Raw genomic sequence first — 15,311 nt, 5'->3', positions numbered from 1 at the left:
TGCTGCACTCGCGGGTACGCCTCCCGTTCCCGGTCTGCGGCGGCCCGCGCCTCTCGTACGGCGAACTCGGCCAGCAGCTCCCGGCACCCCCCGCACCGCCTCGCCCGCAGCGACGCGACTGCCGGCCACAGCATGTCCGCGACCGGAGCTTTGGATCGGCCGCCGACCGGCGCGCGCTTTGCCGACGCCGGGCTCCGGCCTGGTGCGATCGGCCCGCTGGTGACACTCTGCTGAGATGGGAGACCAGCCAGGAGGCCCGCTCACCGACTCCGAAGTGGCAACCATGTTCCGCTTGCTGGCGCGGTTTGCTGAGCACGATCTGGACCAATGGGACAACTGGCGATTGAACACGTCCCACGGGCCGGTGTACGTCAATGTCAGCCGAGCGCTGGGACCGGGCTGGCAGGACGAGATGTTCACCCCTGTCTGGCCGCTGCTCCCACGCTTCACGGAGGCCGACCGGGGCGACGCCTCTGGCGGGTAGGGCCTCCGGCGCGACGACATCGGCTCCAAGCTCGTGAAGATCCTCGATGCCCAGGGCCACGAAGCGGTGGCGGCGTCGCCGAAGACCGGCGTGAACACGCTGACCGGCGAAGGAGTGGCGGAGGCGCTGACCGGTGCCGCGGTGGCCGAACGCTCGCTGGTTCCCGCCGACGGCGCCCGCATCGCCGGTACGCGCCTGGACGAGTGGCGAACGCGGGCGAGCCACGGTCAGTGAATCGGCGCGAGGGCCGATACGCGATGCCGCTGTCATACGGCGGATCGAGGCTCGTGCCGGCCGACGGGCACTACGTGAGACGCACGCCTTTGGACGTCAGGTATTCGATGAGCCCTTCGGCCGAGCTGACCAGATGGTCGGTCATCATGTGCTCGACCCGTTCCGCGTCGCCTGCCCGCATCGCCGCGAGAATTCCCTCGTGGTCGGCGTTCGAACGCTTCCTCCACTGCGGCACTTCGAGCAGGTAGTCGCGCGGCACGTTCAGCGAAACCACCCTGATCGCGGCCATCAGTTTGCGGGATCCGGAAAGCTTGTTGATGTGCCGGTGGAACTGCCAGTTGAGGTCGGCGAGGTTGGTGCGTTCGGAGTTCTCGTGGTAGCTCTCCATGCGCCGGTGCAGGTCTTCGAGGACCGCGTAGTCCGCCTCGGTGGCGAACTCGATCGCCCGCCGCGCGGCGAGCCCGTTGAGCATGCCCTCGATGAGGAACGAGTCGCGCAGGTCGGCCTTGTTCAGCGGCGCGACGACTGTGTGGCGGCCGCCGTCGAGTTCGAGCAGGCCGTCGTAGACCAGCTCGCGCAGGGCGTCACGCACGGGCATGCGGCTCGTGCCGAAGTGCTCGCAGAGTTCCTGTTGCGACAGTCGTGTGCCGGGCAGCAGCCGGCCGAAGAAGATGTCCTGCCGGAGGGCGGCCGCGATCTGGGTGCCCAACGGATCTCGCTGGATCACCGCTCGGGCGCTGGCGCTGCTGTCGATGCCCACCTGTCCGCCTCTCTCACGTGGTGAACGTGTGCACGGTATCCGGTGCCGGGGAGGATTCACGAATTTGCCATGCCCAATGGGGCGAGTATGGCCCGACACGGCCTATCCGGCTCGACCGGATTCGGCGATGTCGGTGAGCATGCGATGCCGGCGGACCGCGTGCTCGAAGTCCGGTACGGCGCCGTCGCCGGCCGCCAGCAGGGCGTACGCCTCGGCGACCGGACCGGCCGGCGCGGCCAGGCCGGATGAGCGGTCGTAGCGGGCCGGGACGGGCAGGTCGGTGAGCTCGCGGTCGTCGTCCCGCCCGCCGCGGATGCGGACGGGGCCGTGTTGCAGGTGCCCGGGGCAGGTCACGAGCAGTTCGCCCGAGGTCCCGGTGATCTCCCAGCGGAGTCCGTCGCCGCGTGCCGGTCCGCCCCGGTAGTGGACGGTCGCCACGGCGTCGTCGTCGACGAGCCCGACCGCCACGACCTGGTCGTCGGTGCGTTTCTCCGCGATCTCGCCGGTGCGGGCGTGGCGTACCCGGGGTAGCCGGTTGGCGGTCAGCGCGCGTACCGGGCGCAGCTCACCGAGGACGGCGCACAGGGCGTCGACGGCGTGTCCGAACGGCACGGACAGCAGCGTCGCTCCGTACGCGGGGTCGAGGGTGTAGGCGGCGTACGAGCCGTAGGTCGGTCCCCACAGCCCGCCGGCGCCGGTCATCGTGGTCGACAGCACCCGGCCGACGTAGCCGTCGGCGATCAGGTCGCGCAGGTACCGGATCGGCGCCGCCGACCGGGCCTGGAGACCGACGGCGGTGCGCGTCCCGCGCGCGGCGGCGGCGAGTTCCTCGGCTTCGGCGAGGCCGGTGCCCAGCGGCCATTCGCAGAGCACGGGTTTGCCGGCCGCGAGCGCCGGCAGCAGGCAGGCCCGGTGCCGGTCGGCCCGCACGGCGACGACGATCAGGTCGACACCTTCGTCGGCCGCCAGGTCCTCGACGGTGGCGTACGCCCGGGGGACGCCGTACCGTCGCGCGGCCTCGGCCGCCGCGGTGGCGTCGCTGGCCGCGAGCGCCCGCAGCTCATAGCCGGGCACCGCGGCGAGCGCCGGCAGGTGGGCCCGTGCGGCCCAGCCGCCCTTCGCGCTGAGACCCACCAGGCCCACACCGAGAACGTCTGTCATGGGACGACACCCTAGCGCCATTTTCCGTTGCCCGTATCCGGGATTCGGTATACAGTCTGCCCACGACCGATCACGACGGACAGGGGCCGAGCGTGCATGAGGTGGGGATTGCCGATGTCTCCGGATACGTGCCGGCATACCGGCTCGACGACTACCTGACGCGCGAGACAGCGAGCTCGCCTGACGTCTCGGTGCCCGGCCCGGACGAGGACGCGTTCACTCTCATGTGGGAGTCGCTGACCGGCCTGCCCCGTGTCGAGGCGGAGGGCCCGGTACTGCTTCGCGTGCCCGACAGTGACATCGAGACGCGGGCGCTCGTGGCGCACGCCCGGTCCAACGGCGTGCTCGGGGAGCCGGCGGCAGTGATTCCGCTCGCGCCCGACGCGGGGGCGCCGGACCTGCTGGCGCTCGCCGCCCGGCTGGCGCAGCCCGGCCTGGGCCTGCTGGTCGACCACCGCCGCCCGGCCGGGGCCGGCGCGCCGGCGACGGCCTCCGCCGCGGCCGCCGTCCGCTTCGGCCCGCCACGGGTGGCCCGGGTGGCCGCGGTCGCCGCCCGTCACACGCTGACCTTCGACAGGTGGCGTACCGGTCCGGCACCGGACCAGCAGGACGCGCGGTTCGTCGAGGAGGCGCTCGTCGCGGTCGAGGGCGACGCGCTGCTCGCCGACTTGCTCAAGGCCGCCGGACGGACCACCGCCGACCTCGCCGGTGTCGTCGTCACGTGCGGCACCCGGCTGCGCGGCGCGCGCTGGGCCAAGCGGTGGGAGGTGCCCTCGGTGTGGCAGGCCGGCGGCGGCACGGGAGGCCCCGGCGCCTCGGCCGCGCACGCGCTGCTCACCGCGCTCGACCGGCTGCGCGCCGCCGGACCAGACGGCGCGGTGGCCGTCCTCGACCTCGGCTGGGGCGGCGGCGGCGCGGTCCTCACCGCGGGCACCGACGCCGCGGAGAAACCCGCGGAGCCGGCCGCGAGCGCGGCGCGCGGCACGAAGGCGTACGGCCTCGCCGCCTGGCACGGTCGCGCCACCGAAGCACCCGGGCCGTGGACGTCGCCGGCCGAGCTCTGGCGGGAGATGCCGGCCCTGCTCGGACCCACCGGCTATCGATGCTCCGACTGCGGCGGCATCGGGTTCCCGCGAGCCGGCGTCTGCGAGCTGTGCGGGTCGTTCGAGGTCGCCGACCGGCCGTTGCGGCGCACGGGCGTCGTGGCGACCCACTCGGTCGACCACCTCTTCGACTCGTCCGACCCGGTGCAGATGGTCGTGGTGGACCTCGACGGCGGCGGCCGCTTCTTCGGGCAGGCGGTTCGCGACGTGCCACGCCGGCTCGCCGTCGGCGACCGGGTCCGGCTCGTGCTCCGCCGGCTGCACACCGCATCCGGCCTGCCGCACTACTTCTGGAAGGTCGATCTCGATGGGTGAAGACGTCGTCGCCATCGGCGCGGCGAGCACGAAGTTCGGCGAGTTCTTCGACCGCGGCTACGCCGACCTCGTCCGGGACGTGGTGCGTGCGGTCACCGCCGACGCCGGCATCACGCTCGCCGACGTCGACGCGGCCTGGCTCGGCACCGCGTTCGCCTACACCTACTCCGACGAGGGCAACGCCGGCACGTCGCTGGCCGAGCCGATCGGCATGCACGGACGGCCGGTCACCCGGGTCGCCGCGTACTGCGCGTCCGGACTGGACGCCATCCGGCAGGCCGTGGCCGCCCTGCGCGCGCACACGTGCGACGTCGCGCTGGTCGTCGGCGCCGAGAAGATGCGCGACGTGGGCCCCCGCGGCAGCCTCGTCATGCAGCACGTCAACCGCGGTCATCCGGTGCTCAGCAAGGGCCGGACGGCACCGGGCATCTTCGGGCTGGTCGCCGAGCGGTACCGGGCCGTCTACGGGGACCCGCGACCGGCGATGACGGCGGTCGCGATGAAGAACCACGCATACGGTGAGCTCAACCCCCGGGCCCACTTCCGCCGGGCCGTCTCGGCGGAACAGGTGGAGGCGGCACCGCCGCTGTCGGGCCCGATCGGCCTGCTCGACGCCTGCCCGACCACCGACGGCGCGGCGGCGCTGGTCCTGGTGCGCGAATCCGACTCCCACGGTCGACGGGCGGCCGCGATCAGCGGCATCGCGATGTCCAACGACCTCGGGTACTTCACCGCCAACACGAGCTCCCGCTCGGACCTGCTGGGGTTCGAGTCCACCCGGTCGGCTGCCGCGAGCGCGTACGAGCAGGCGGGCGTCACCCGGCCGTTCGACGAGATCGACGTCGTCGAACTGCACGACTGCTTCACGATCACCGAAGTGGTCAACTACGAGGACCTCGGACTGTGCGGCAAGGGGGAGGGGCGTGACCTGGTGCTGAGCGGCGCCACCGGGCCGGGCGGCGCGCTGCCGGTCAACACCAGCGGCGGCCTCAAGGCCTGCGGGCACCCGATCGGCGCGACCGGCGTACGGATGGTCGTCGACGTGTGCGACCAGGTGTGGGGCCGCGCGGGCGTTCGGCAGGTGCCCGGCGCCCGCACGGGTCTGGCCCACGCGCTCGGCGGTCCGGGATCGCTGGCCTGCGTCGCCGTGGTCACCGACGCCGGTCCCGCGCGGGCGGCGGCGTGACGGCGGCGACCGGCGCGGGTCCGAACGGACGGTCGCCGGACAAGGTCAGCACGCTCGCGGCCGCGGTCGAGACGCACGTGCGCCCGGGCGACGTCGTGCACGTCGCGTACGCCGACGCCCGCCCCAACGCGGCGCTGCACCAGCTGGTCCGCCGTTTCGCCGGCCGGCCCGCCGGGTTGACGCTGGTCACCGCCGGTCTGGTCAGCAGCCAGCACGCGCTCGTCGAACTCGGCGTGCTCGACCGTCTGGTGGCCTCGTTCGCCGGCGAGAACCTCCCCGCTCCCCGCCCGAACCGGGCGTTCCAGCGGGCGGTGCGCGAGGGCCGGATCGAGGTGGAGAGCTGGTCGCTGTGGTCGCTGACGGCCCGCCTCATGGCCGCCGCGCTGGGCCTGCCGCACCTGCCCGTCCGGTCGCTCGCCGGCAGCGACCTCGGCGCCGCGCTGCACGGCCGCGGATTCGCCGAGGTGGCCGACCCGTTCGGCGGGCCGCCGTCCGGTGTCGTCGCCGCTCTCCGGCCCGACGTGGTGCTGCTGCACGGCGTGGCCGCCGACCGGGCCGGCAACGTGGTGCTCTCCGCGCCGTACGGCGAGGGGGCGTGGGGCGCGCTCGCGGCTCGGCGCGGCGCGATCGCCTCCGTCGAGCGCATCGTCGACACCGAGACGATCCGCGAGCACGCGGCCCTCGTGCGCGTACCGGCGCACGCAGTCCTCGCGGTCTGCGAGGTGCCCCTGGGCTCGCACCCGTACGGGCTGTTCAACCCCGGCCTCGACGGGGTCGCCGGCTACGTGCCGGACGAGGAGTTCATGGCCGAGGTGGTGCGGGCGTCCAACGACCCGGCCGAGTTCCGCCGGTGGATCGACGAGTGGCTGCTCGGCACCGCCGACCACGACGCCTACCTGGCCAAACTCGGGCCGAACCGGATAGCCGCGCTGCGGGCCCAGGCCGAGGAGGACGGCTGGCGCTCGACGCTGACCGCCGCGGCCGATCCGCCGGTCCGGTGGACCGACGCGGAGGCGATGGTCGTCACGGCCGCCCGCCGGATCGCCGGGCGGGTCCGCAAGCAGGACTTCGACGCGGTCCTGGCCGGCGTCGGCCAGGCCAACCTGGCCTCGTGGCTGGCGGTCACCGGCCTGCAGGCCGTCGGCGCCGACGTGGAGCTGATGGCCGAGATCGGCATGTTCGGCTACCGCCCCCGCCCCGGCGAGCCGTTCATCTTCGCGCACCGCAACCTGCCCACGTGCGCACTGCTCACCGACGTCGCCACCGTGCTCGGCGCGTTCGTCGGCGGGCCGGCCACCCGGTCGCTGGGCGTGATCGGCGCCGGGCAGGTCGACGCCGACGGCAACACCAATTCGACGTACGCCGAGGACGGCAGCTACATCGTGGGCTCCGGCGGCGCCAACGACATCGCGACCTCGGCCGAGGAGGTGCTGGTGACAGTGGCGCACGGCAGCCACCGCCTGGTCCGGCGGGTGCCGTACGTGACGTCGCCCGGTCACGGTGTCCGTACCGTCGTCTCCACCGCCGGGGTGCTGGAGCGGGTGGACGGACGGTTCGTGGCGACGGCGTTCGTCGCGCGCTCCGGCGAGTCCGACGCCGAGGCGGTCGAGCGGCTGCGCGCCGGCTGCGGCTGGGACCTCGACATCGCCCGCGGCGTCGCCCGCGAGCCGGATCCGACGTCCGCGGAGCTGTCCGCGTTGCGCCGGTACGACCCGGCCCGGACGTTCCTCGGCCGGCTGCACGGAAAGGCGGACGGCGATGCCTCTGTACGCGCTCGGTGACCGGACGCCGCGGATCGACCCGTCGGCGTACGTGCACCCGGACGCCGTCGTGATCGGCTCGGTGGAGCTGGGACCGGAGTCGAGCGTGTGGCCGGGCGCGGTGCTGCGCGGCGACTACGGCGTGATCCGGGTCGGCGCCCGGACCTCCGTCCAGGACGGAACGGTCCTGCACAGCGTGGCGGACCACCCCACGGAGATCGGCGCCGACTGCGTCGTCGGGCACCTGGCGCACCTGGAGGGCTGCACGGTCGCCGACCGGTGCCTGATCGGCTCGGGCTCGATCGTGCTCAACCGGGTACGGATCGGGGCCGGCAGCGTGGTGGCCGCCGGCGCGCTCGTCCGGGAGGGCGCCGAGGTGCCGCCCGGACGGCTCGCGGTCGGCGTACCGGCCCGCCTGCGCGACCTGCCCGCCGGCCAGGAGGACTGGCAGGCACACGCGGTGCGCGCCTACGTCGAGAACGCGGCCCGCTTCCGACGCGAGTTGCGGCGGATCGACACCTAGCCCTCGCGGAGGAGGAACTGATGCCCGAGGAAGTGCTACTGGAACGCGCGGACGGAGTCGCCCACCTGGTGCTCAACCGTCCCGACCGGCTGAACGCGATCGACCCGGCCACGTTGCGGCTGCTGCGCGAGCACATCGCCACGATCGAGGCCGACCCGGGAGTGCGGGCGGTCGTCGTGCGCGGCAACGGCCGGGTGTTCAGCGCCGGCGCCGACATGCACGCCCTCGGCGACATCGTCGGTGACCCGGCGGCGTTCGCCGCCTTCATGCAGGACTGGCACGACGCGTTCGACGCGGTCGCGGCGTGCAGCCGGCCCACCGTCGCGGCGGTGCACGGGATCGCCTTCGCCGGCGGCTTCGAGCTGTTCCAGGTGTGCGACGTCGCGGTCGTCGCCGACGACGCCCGGCTCGGCGACCAGCACGCCCGCTACGGGCTCTTCCCCGGCGGGGGCAGCGCCCAGCGCCTGCCCCGGCTGATCGGTGACCGGCGGGCCCGGTGGCTGCTGCTGTCCGGTGAGGAGATCCCGGCGGCCGACGCCGTGGCGGCAGGCCTGGCCAACGAGGCGGTACCGGCCGACCGGGTCGTCGCCCGGGCGAGCGAGATGGCCGCCCTCCTGGCCACCCGCAGTCCGCTCGCCAGCGCGGCGATCAAACGCGCGCTGGCCGCCGGCGCCGGACTCGGCCTGGACCCGGCCCTCGCCGCCGAACGCCCGATCGCGCTGGCCCACATGGCCTCCGCCGACGCGCGGGCCGGCCTGGACGCCTTCTACCGACGTGTGGCCCCGAGATTCCCCAGCAACCAGGGAGAGGCATGAGCAGCTACAGCGACATCCTGTACGAGGTCGCCGACAACGTCGCGACCATCACCATCAACCGGCCGGAGCGCCGTAACGCCTTCCGGTCGGAGACGCTCGACGAGCTGATCGACGCGTTCCGGGCCGCGGAGGCCGACCGTGAGGTGGGCGTGATCGTGCTGACCGGCGCCGGGGACAAGGCGTTCTGCGCCGGCGGGGACATCCACTGGGAAGAGGCGTCCGACGAGTCCGGCGCCATCCAGATGGCCCGCCGTACGACGATCCTGTCGCTGGTCATGCGCGGCTGCGGCAAGCCGATCATCGCGCGGGTGCGCGGCTTCGCCGTCGGCGGCGGCAACGAGTTGCAGATGCTGTGCGACCTCACTGTCGCCTCCGAGGACTCCCGCTTCGGGCAGTCCGGGCCGAAGATGGGCTCGGTGCCGGTGTGGTGGGGCACGCAACTGCTGCCGCGGATGGTGGGCGAGAAGAAGGCCCGCGAGATCATCTTCCTCTGCGAGCAGTACACCGCGCGCGAGGCGCTCGACATGGGCTTGATCAACAAGGTCGTGCCGGTCGAGGAACTCGACACCACGGTACGCGCGTGGTGCGACCGGATGCTGACGCTCAGCCCGCAGGCGCTGCGGGTGGCGAAGATCTCGCTCAACTACGAGTCCGACCAGTTGTGGCCGTCGGTGCTGCACGGCAACCAGATGATCTCGTTCATCCACGGCACCGAGGAGTTCCACGAGGGCACCCGCGCCTTCCTGGAGAAGCGCCCGCCGCAGTTCGGCAAGTTCCGCAAGTGAGGGGAGACGCAGGTGCGGTGTGACGGCAAGGTGGCGCTCGTGGTGGGCGCCGGCAGCGGCATCGGGGCATCGGCCGCCGAGGTGTTCCACGCCAACGGCGCCACGGTGGCGGTCGCCGACATCAATCTCGCCGGGGCGCAGGACACGGCGGCCCGGCTGGTCGAGGCGGGCGCCAAGTCCTCCGCGTTCGCTGTCGACATCACCCGCCGGGACCAGACCGAGGACCTGGTACGCGACGTGCTGGCCGAGTACGGGCGCATCGACATCCTGGTCAGCACGGTCGGGTGGTCGGACACGACGTTCCTGGTGGACGAGGACGAGGCGTACTGGCGCCGGATCATCGACATCAACCTGATGGGGTCGATCTTCCTGTGCCGGGCGGTGCTCGACCACATGATCGAGCGGCGCTCCGGCTCGATCGTGCTGACCAGCTCCGACGCCGGGAAGGTCGGCACCATGGGGGAGACGGTGTACGCGGCGGCCAAGGCCGGCGTGATCGGCTTCGTCAAGTCGCTGGCCCGGGAGGTCGCCCGGCACCAGCTGCGGATCAACGCGATCTCGCCCGGGCCCACCGACACCCCGCTCATCCGGGCCCAGACCGACCAGCGGGTGATCGAGAAGATGGTGCGGGCGGTGCCGCTCAAGCGCATGGGCGAGCCCGTCGAGCAGGCCAACGCGTTGGTCTTCCTGGCCTCGGACGCCGCCTCGTACATCACCGGCCAGACGGTGAGCGTCAGCGGCGGCCTCACCATGACGTCGTAGCGGCCATGTCCACGATGGACGACATCGAGCTGTCGGCCGAGGACCGGGCACTGCGCGACCTGGTCCGGCGGCTGGCGGGAGAGCGGATCGCCGGGGAGGCCCGGCGGATCGACGAGGCGGAGGAGTACCCGCACTCGTCGATGCGGCTGCTCGGCGAGGCCGGGCTGTTCGGGCTGCTGATCCCGGAGCGGTACGGCGGCCAGGGCGCCGCCATGCGCCAGTACGCCCTGACCACCGAGGAACTGGCGCGGGCCTGCGCGGCCACCACCACCGCGTTCATCACGCAGACCCACGCGATGCTGCCGATCCTGGCCGTCGGCGACGACGAGCAGAAGCGCCGGTGGCTGCCCGGCCTCGCCGCCGGGCGGGCGCTCGGCGCGATCGCCATCACCGAGCTGGAGGCCGGCACCGACGTGCCGGCCCTCGCGACACGGGCGGTCCGCGACGGCGACGGGTACGTCGTCTCCGGCCGGAAGATGTTCATCACCAGCGGCGGCGTCGCCGACCTGATCACGCTGTTCGCCCGTACGTCGCCGGGACGCGACGGGATCAGCGTCTTCGTCGTCGACGCGCGCTCACCGGGAGTACGGCCGGGCCGGCCGCTGGCGAAGATGGGCATCCGCGCGTCGAACACGGTCGAGCTGGCGTTCGACGAGGTGCGTGTGCCGGCGACGGCCCGGCTCGGACCCGAGGGGATCGGCTTCCACACGGCCGTGCACGTGCTGTCCGACGCGCGGATCAGCACCGCGGCCCAGGCGGTGGGCATCGCGCAGCGCGCGTACGACATCGCCGACGGGTTCACCCGGCAGCGGCGGCAGTTCGGCCGGCCGGTGCGGGAGTTCCAGGCCGTGCAGTTGCGGCTCGCCGACATGTACATCGCCGTGGTCACCGCCCGGCTGCTCGTGCAGCGGCTCGCCCGGTTCGTCGACGCGGCGCCGGACGGGAACCGGGCGGTCGAGGCCGCCGCGGCGAAGGTCTACTGCTCCGACGTCGCGATGCGGGTCGCCGGCGACGCCGTGCAGCTGATGGGCGGCTACGGCTACATGCGCGAGTTCGAGGCCGAGCGGTGCATGCGCGACGCGAAGATCACGCAGATCTACGACGGCACCAACGACGTCAACCGGCTGGTGCTGGCCCGGCAGCTCGCGAAGCGGTCGGCATGACGCCGCTGTCGGGGCGGGTTGCGGTCGTCACCGGCGCCAGCCGCGGGCTCGGCCGGCAGGCCGCCCTGGCACTGGCCGGGGCGGGCGCCGCCGTGGTGGCCGCCGGCCGCGACCGCGCGGCGCTCGACGAGACGTGCGCACTGGTCGAGTCGGTGGGCGCCTCGGCGCTGCCGGTGGTCTGCGACGTGACCGACGAGGCGCAGGTGGACGCCCTCACCCGGTCGGCGGTGGACCGGTACGGGCGCATCGACGTGCTGGTCAACAACGCCGGCGTCGCGTCGGAGCACAGGGCGCTGGAGCTCGACGTCGCGGAGTTTCGCCGGGTCCTGGAGACGAACGTGATCGGCACGTTCCTGCCGGCCCGGGCGGTCGCCGCGCACATGCGCGACCGGGGCGGCGGCGCGGTGGTCAACATCGGGTCGGTGATGGGCCGCTCGGGAACGTCCGGACTGTCGCACTACGGCGCCAGCAAGGCCGCTGTCTTCCAGCTCACCCGTGGCTGGGCGGTGGAGTGGGCCCGGTACGGCATCCGCGTCAACTGCCTCGCCCTCGGCTACTTCCCGACCGGCATCAACCGGGACCGGCTGGCGGAGGAGGGGGTGGCCGAGCGCGTGCTGGCGCGGGTGCCGGCCCGCCGGTTCGGCGTCCCGGCGGAGATCGGGCCGACTGTGGTCCACCTGGCGTCCGACGCCAGCCGCTACATGACCGGGCAGGTCGTCTACCTGGACGGCGGTATGTCCGCACGCTGAGGAGGTACGCGAGATGGCGGGACCGTTGACGGGTGTCCGCGTGGTGGAGCTGGCCGGACTGGGACCCGCGCCGTACGGCGTGATGCTCCTGGCCGACCTCGGCGCCGACGTCGTCCGGGTCGACCGGGCCCCGTCGGATCCGGCGGATCTGGGCCGGCTCATGGCCGGCTGCTGGCGGGGCCGGCGGTCGGTGGCGGTGAACCTCAAGCACGACGCGGGCCTGCAGATCCTGCTCGACCTCGCCGACGGCGCCGACGTCCTGGTCGAGGGTTTCCGGCCGGGCGTGGACGAGCGGCTCGGCTTCGGGCCGCAGGTGTGCCTGACCCGCAACCCGCGCCTGGTCTACGCGCGGATGACCGGCTGGGGCCAGGACGGGCCACTGTCGACCGCGGCCGGTCACGACCTCAACTTCCTCGCCGTCGCCGGCCTGCTGCACGGGATGGGCCGGGCGGACGCCCCGCCTCCACCGCTGCCCGGCTACGTCGGTGACTTCGGTGGCGGCGGGGCCTTCCTGGCGATCGGCGTGCTGGCCGCGCTGCTGGACCGGCGGCACACCGGGCTGGGCCAGGTGGTCGACGCCTCGGTGCTGGACGGAGCGGCGTCGCTCGGCTCGTTCGTGTTCGGCCTGACCGGGCTGGGCGAGTGGACGGACGAGCGGGAGGCCAACCTCAGCGACGGCGGGTGCCCCTTCTACGACACGTACCAGACCGCTGACGGCGGATTCGTGGCGGTGGGCGCGCTGGAGCCGCGCTTCTACGTGGAGATGCTGCACGGCGTCGGCCTGGACCCGGCCGAGTGGCCGCAGCACGACCGGACCCGGTGGCCGGCGTTGCGGTCCGCGCTGACCGCGCGGTTCGCGACGTCCACCCGGGACGAGTGGGCGCGGCGGTTCGCGGGGCGGGACGCCTGCGTCAGCCCGGTGCTGCGGCTGGCCGAGGCGCCGCACCATCCGCACAACGTCGCCCGGGGGGTGTTCGAGGAGGCGGCGGGCCGGTGGCAGCCGGCGCCGGCTCCGCGGCTGTCCCGTACCCCGCTCTCGGCCGGACGGCCGGCGCCGCGGGTCGGCGAGCACACCGCCGAGGTGTTGGTCGAGCTGGGCCGAACGGCGGATGACGTGGCACGTCTTCGGTCGATCGGCACGGTCGAGGAAAACTGAATACTGGACACTGGATACCGTTTTTCCTATGCTCCTGAGGCAGCCCGGTTGAGGCGACGAGTCCGGCCGACAGGGCGATGAGCTGGTGCTCTTCCGCCCGGTGACCTTCGGAGCCGGCCTGGCGAGCGACGGCTTCACCCGACGCCTTCCGCGTCGTCCGCCGTCGCGGCCACAGTTTGGAGGCAGCTCATGGTGCGAAAGTCGGTTACGGCGATCGCCCTGTTGGCGTTGGCGCTTGCGGGTTGCACAACCACCTCGAGTGAGGGCGGCGGCACGCAGGTCAGCACACAGGGCGTCACCGACACGGAGATCTACATCCAGGGATTCGGCCCCATTACCGGTCCGGCCAGCTGGGTCGGCCTCGGCAACCGCGACGGCTTCGCCCTCGCGGTCAAGGAGATCAACGCCGCGGGCGGTGTGCACGGCCGGAAGATCCGGTTCGAGTTCCACGACGACGCGTTCCAGGTCGCGCAGGCCCAGCAGGTCGCGCGGCGCATCATCCAGCAGGACAAGCCGTTCATGGTGTACGCCGGCACGGGCAGCACGACCTTCCTCGCGGTCGCCGACCAGCTGCGGCAGAGCGGACTGCCGGTCTACAACGGCTTCTCCGGCAGCGAGGCCGCCCGCAAGACCCCCGAGGTCGACAACATGTTCCACGGCGAGGCCGTCTCCACCAAGTGGGTCGCGCCCAGCATCGCCGACATGGTCGCGGACAACCTCAAGGCCACCCGGGTTGCGATCCTGCACGAGGACGGCGAGTGGGGCCGCACGCTGTGCGCCCAGGTCGCGACCGAGCTGCAGGGCAAGAGCGGCCTGCAGGTGGTCGCCAACGAGACGTACCCGGCCGCCGGCAACGACTTCACCGGCCAGCTCGTGGCGATCCGTAACGCCAACCCGCAGGTCGTCGTCAACTGTGGCCTGTTCCCGGCCGCGAAGATCATCCTGCGGCAGGCTCGCGAGCTGGGGCTGAAGGCCCAGTTCGTCGGCGACGCGGGCCAGGCCAACGCCACCGTCTGGACGGGCAACGAGGCGGCCGCCGAGGACTGGCTGTTCAACTGGTACGAGCCGCAGTTCCTCACCGACACCACCGGCGCGCAGGGCGAGTTCCTGCAGAAGTACAAGGCCGAGTACCCGTCGGCGCCGACCGGACGGCCCAACCACGCCGACAACTTCTCCTACACCGCTGCCTATCTGCTCAAGAGCGCGCTGGAGGAGGCCGGCAAGGACCTCACGGCGGAGAAGTTCATCGAGGCGCTCGCCGCCGTCAAGGACGCCAGGCCGACGCCGATCAGCCCCAACGTCAGCTGCGCCAACGAACGCCACGAGTGCTTCGTCGACCTGGTCTGGATGCGGATCCAGGGCGGCAAGGCGGTACCGGTGGACGACGCCGGCCTCGCCCAGATCGCCGGCAAGGTCTCCGGCTCCTGACTCAACCCCTCCCGGGCCCGGCCGCACCGGCCGGGCCCGCGGCGCAAGCGAGGTACTGATGTGACAGTCATCCAACTGCTTGTCAACTCGCTCACGCTCGGCGCGATCTATGCGCTCGTGGCGCTGGGTCTCGTACTGGTCTTCAAGTCCTCCGACCTGGTCAACTTCGGGGCCGGCGACTGGGTGCTCGCCGGCGCGTACATCGCGCTCGCCCTGCTGACCGCCGGCCTGCCCCTCTACCTGGTGCTGATCCTGGCGCCGCTGGGCGGCGCGCTGATGGGGCTGGTCATCGACCGCGCGGTGTTCCGCCGGATCATGAGCGCCTCACCGTGGACGTTCGTCGTCGCGAGCCTCGCGGTCGGCGGGCTGCTGCGCGAGCTCGCCGTCCTGCGCTACCAGTCCAACCACTTCCCGTTCCCGCCGGTGCTGTCCCGCGACCCGGTCGAGGTCCTCGGCGTACGCATCACACCGCAGAACCTGTGGGTGCTCGGCGCGACGGTCGTCGTGGTGACCGCGCTGCTGCTGTTCTTCCGCTACACCACGTACGGGCGCGCGCTGGAGGCGGTCGCGCAGAACCGGGTCGGCGCCCAGATCGTCGGCATCAACCTGAGCCGGGCCCTGATGGTCACCTGGGCTCTCGCCGGCGCGGTGAGCGCTGTCGCCGCCGTCCTGATCGCCCCGTCGACAGACGTCTCACCGGAGATCGGCCTGCTGCTGGTCAAGGGATTCGTCGCGGCGGCGCTCGGCGGCCTGGACAGCCTCGAAGGCGCGGTGATGGGCGGCGTCGCGGTGGCCGCGATCGAGACCTTCACCCAAGTCTACCTCAACCAGGCAGCCGTCGACGTGGTCGTCTACGGCCTGCTGCTCGTCGTCATGTGGGTGCGGCCGGCCGGCCTGCTCGGCCGCCGCGTGGTCCGGAGGGTCTGA

16 protein-coding genes are annotated in these 15,311 nt (G+C 72.9%); 14 read left to right on the top strand and 2 right to left on the bottom strand.

The genetic code is table 11. The features are described 5' to 3' along the window. Nucleotides 1–283 precede the first annotated feature (283 nt). On the top strand, nucleotides 284–484 hold the full coding sequence (locus tag BAW75_RS12760; protein ID WP_167435559.1) for a hypothetical protein: 201 nt from the start codon (nucleotides 284–286) through the stop codon (nucleotides 482–484). A gap of 33 nt (nucleotides 485–517) precedes the next feature. Then, complete coding sequence (locus BAW75_RS32590) at nucleotides 518–718, top strand: hypothetical protein (protein ID WP_208635240.1); 201 nt, start codon at nucleotides 518–520, stop codon at nucleotides 716–718. A gap of 70 nt (nucleotides 719–788) precedes the next feature. On the opposite strand, the gene BAW75_RS12750 is transcribed toward BAW75_RS32590, so the two are convergent. Together BAW75_RS12750 and BAW75_RS12745 are read right to left on the bottom strand one after the other, a co-directional pair. Then, entirely contained in the window at nucleotides 789–1,478 is a 690-nt protein-coding gene (locus tag BAW75_RS12750) for a GntR family transcriptional regulator (protein ID WP_104113719.1), read from the bottom strand. 102 nt (nucleotides 1,479–1,580) lie between these two features. Continuing rightward, the gene (locus tag BAW75_RS12745) at nucleotides 1,581–2,639 is read right to left on the bottom strand and encodes a Gfo/Idh/MocA family protein (RefSeq protein WP_104113718.1); all 1,059 of its coding nucleotides are present in this window, start codon (nucleotides 2,637–2,639) and stop codon (nucleotides 1,581–1,583) included. A gap of 101 nt (nucleotides 2,640–2,740) precedes the next feature. Between BAW75_RS12745 and BAW75_RS12740 the strand changes: the two genes are divergently transcribed. The 12 genes from BAW75_RS12740 to BAW75_RS12685 all read left to right on the top strand — a co-directional run bounded on the left by BAW75_RS12740 (nucleotide 2,741) and on the right by BAW75_RS12685 (nucleotide 15,311). Beyond that, nucleotides 2,741–4,057, top strand: a complete 1,317-nt coding sequence (locus BAW75_RS12740; RefSeq protein ID WP_146074834.1) for a Zn-ribbon domain-containing OB-fold protein — start codon at nucleotides 2,741–2,743, stop codon at nucleotides 4,055–4,057. Continuing rightward, on the top strand, nucleotides 4,050–5,243 hold the full coding sequence (locus BAW75_RS12735) for a thiolase family protein (RefSeq protein ID WP_104113716.1): 1,194 nt from the start codon (nucleotides 4,050–4,052) through the stop codon (nucleotides 5,241–5,243). Before BAW75_RS12740 ends, BAW75_RS12735 begins: the two co-directional genes overlap by 8 nt. After that, a complete protein-coding gene (locus tag BAW75_RS12730) occupies nucleotides 5,240–7,024 on the top strand; it encodes a CoA-transferase (RefSeq protein ID WP_104113715.1) in 1,785 nt (594 codons plus the stop codon). Before BAW75_RS12735 ends, BAW75_RS12730 begins: the two co-directional genes overlap by 4 nt. Then, complete coding sequence (locus tag BAW75_RS12725) at nucleotides 7,002–7,526, top strand: gamma carbonic anhydrase family protein (RefSeq protein ID WP_104113714.1); 525 nt, start codon at nucleotides 7,002–7,004, stop codon at nucleotides 7,524–7,526. The genes BAW75_RS12730 and BAW75_RS12725 overlap by 23 nt, the downstream gene beginning before the upstream one ends. A gap of 20 nt (nucleotides 7,527–7,546) precedes the next feature. Beyond that, the gene (locus BAW75_RS12720) at nucleotides 7,547–8,341 is read left to right on the top strand and encodes an enoyl-CoA hydratase/isomerase family protein (RefSeq protein WP_104113713.1); all 795 of its coding nucleotides are present in this window, start codon (nucleotides 7,547–7,549) and stop codon (nucleotides 8,339–8,341) included. Further along, complete coding sequence (locus BAW75_RS12715) at nucleotides 8,338–9,126, top strand: enoyl-CoA hydratase-related protein (protein ID WP_043324800.1); 789 nt, start codon at nucleotides 8,338–8,340, stop codon at nucleotides 9,124–9,126. The genes BAW75_RS12720 and BAW75_RS12715 overlap by 4 nt, the downstream gene beginning before the upstream one ends. Nucleotides 9,127–9,138: 12 nt before the next feature. Beyond that, entirely contained in the window at nucleotides 9,139–9,888 is a 750-nt protein-coding gene (locus BAW75_RS12710) for an SDR family NAD(P)-dependent oxidoreductase (RefSeq protein ID WP_043324799.1), read from the top strand. 5 nt (nucleotides 9,889–9,893) lie between these two features. Further along, entirely contained in the window at nucleotides 9,894–11,051 is a 1,158-nt protein-coding gene (locus BAW75_RS12705; protein WP_104113712.1) for an acyl-CoA dehydrogenase family protein, read from the top strand. Continuing rightward, nucleotides 11,048–11,800 carry an SDR family NAD(P)-dependent oxidoreductase gene (locus BAW75_RS12700; protein ID WP_043324798.1) on the top strand — a complete coding sequence of 251 codons (753 nt, stop codon included), beginning with the start codon at nucleotides 11,048–11,050 and terminating at the stop codon, nucleotides 11,798–11,800. Before BAW75_RS12705 ends, BAW75_RS12700 begins: the two co-directional genes overlap by 4 nt. Before the next feature lie 13 nt (nucleotides 11,801–11,813). Then, complete coding sequence (locus BAW75_RS12695) at nucleotides 11,814–12,956, top strand: CaiB/BaiF CoA transferase family protein (protein WP_104113711.1); 1,143 nt, start codon at nucleotides 11,814–11,816, stop codon at nucleotides 12,954–12,956. Nucleotides 12,957–13,145: 189 nt separating this feature from the next. Next, entirely contained in the window at nucleotides 13,146–14,384 is a 1,239-nt protein-coding gene (locus BAW75_RS12690; protein ID WP_043324795.1) for an ABC transporter substrate-binding protein, read from the top strand. Between the two features lie 60 nt (nucleotides 14,385–14,444). Further along, on the top strand, nucleotides 14,445–15,311 hold the full coding sequence (locus BAW75_RS12685; RefSeq protein WP_051611011.1) for a branched-chain amino acid ABC transporter permease: 867 nt from the start codon (nucleotides 14,445–14,447) through the stop codon (nucleotides 15,309–15,311).

It is taken from the genome of Micromonospora chalcea (genome assembly GCF_002926165.1).
Classification (GTDB): Bacteria; Actinomycetota; Actinomycetes; order Mycobacteriales; family Micromonosporaceae; genus Micromonospora; species Micromonospora chalcea.
The sequence above is the reverse complement of the archived record's forward strand: the minus strand, read 5'-3'. Positions and strand labels throughout refer to the sequence as shown.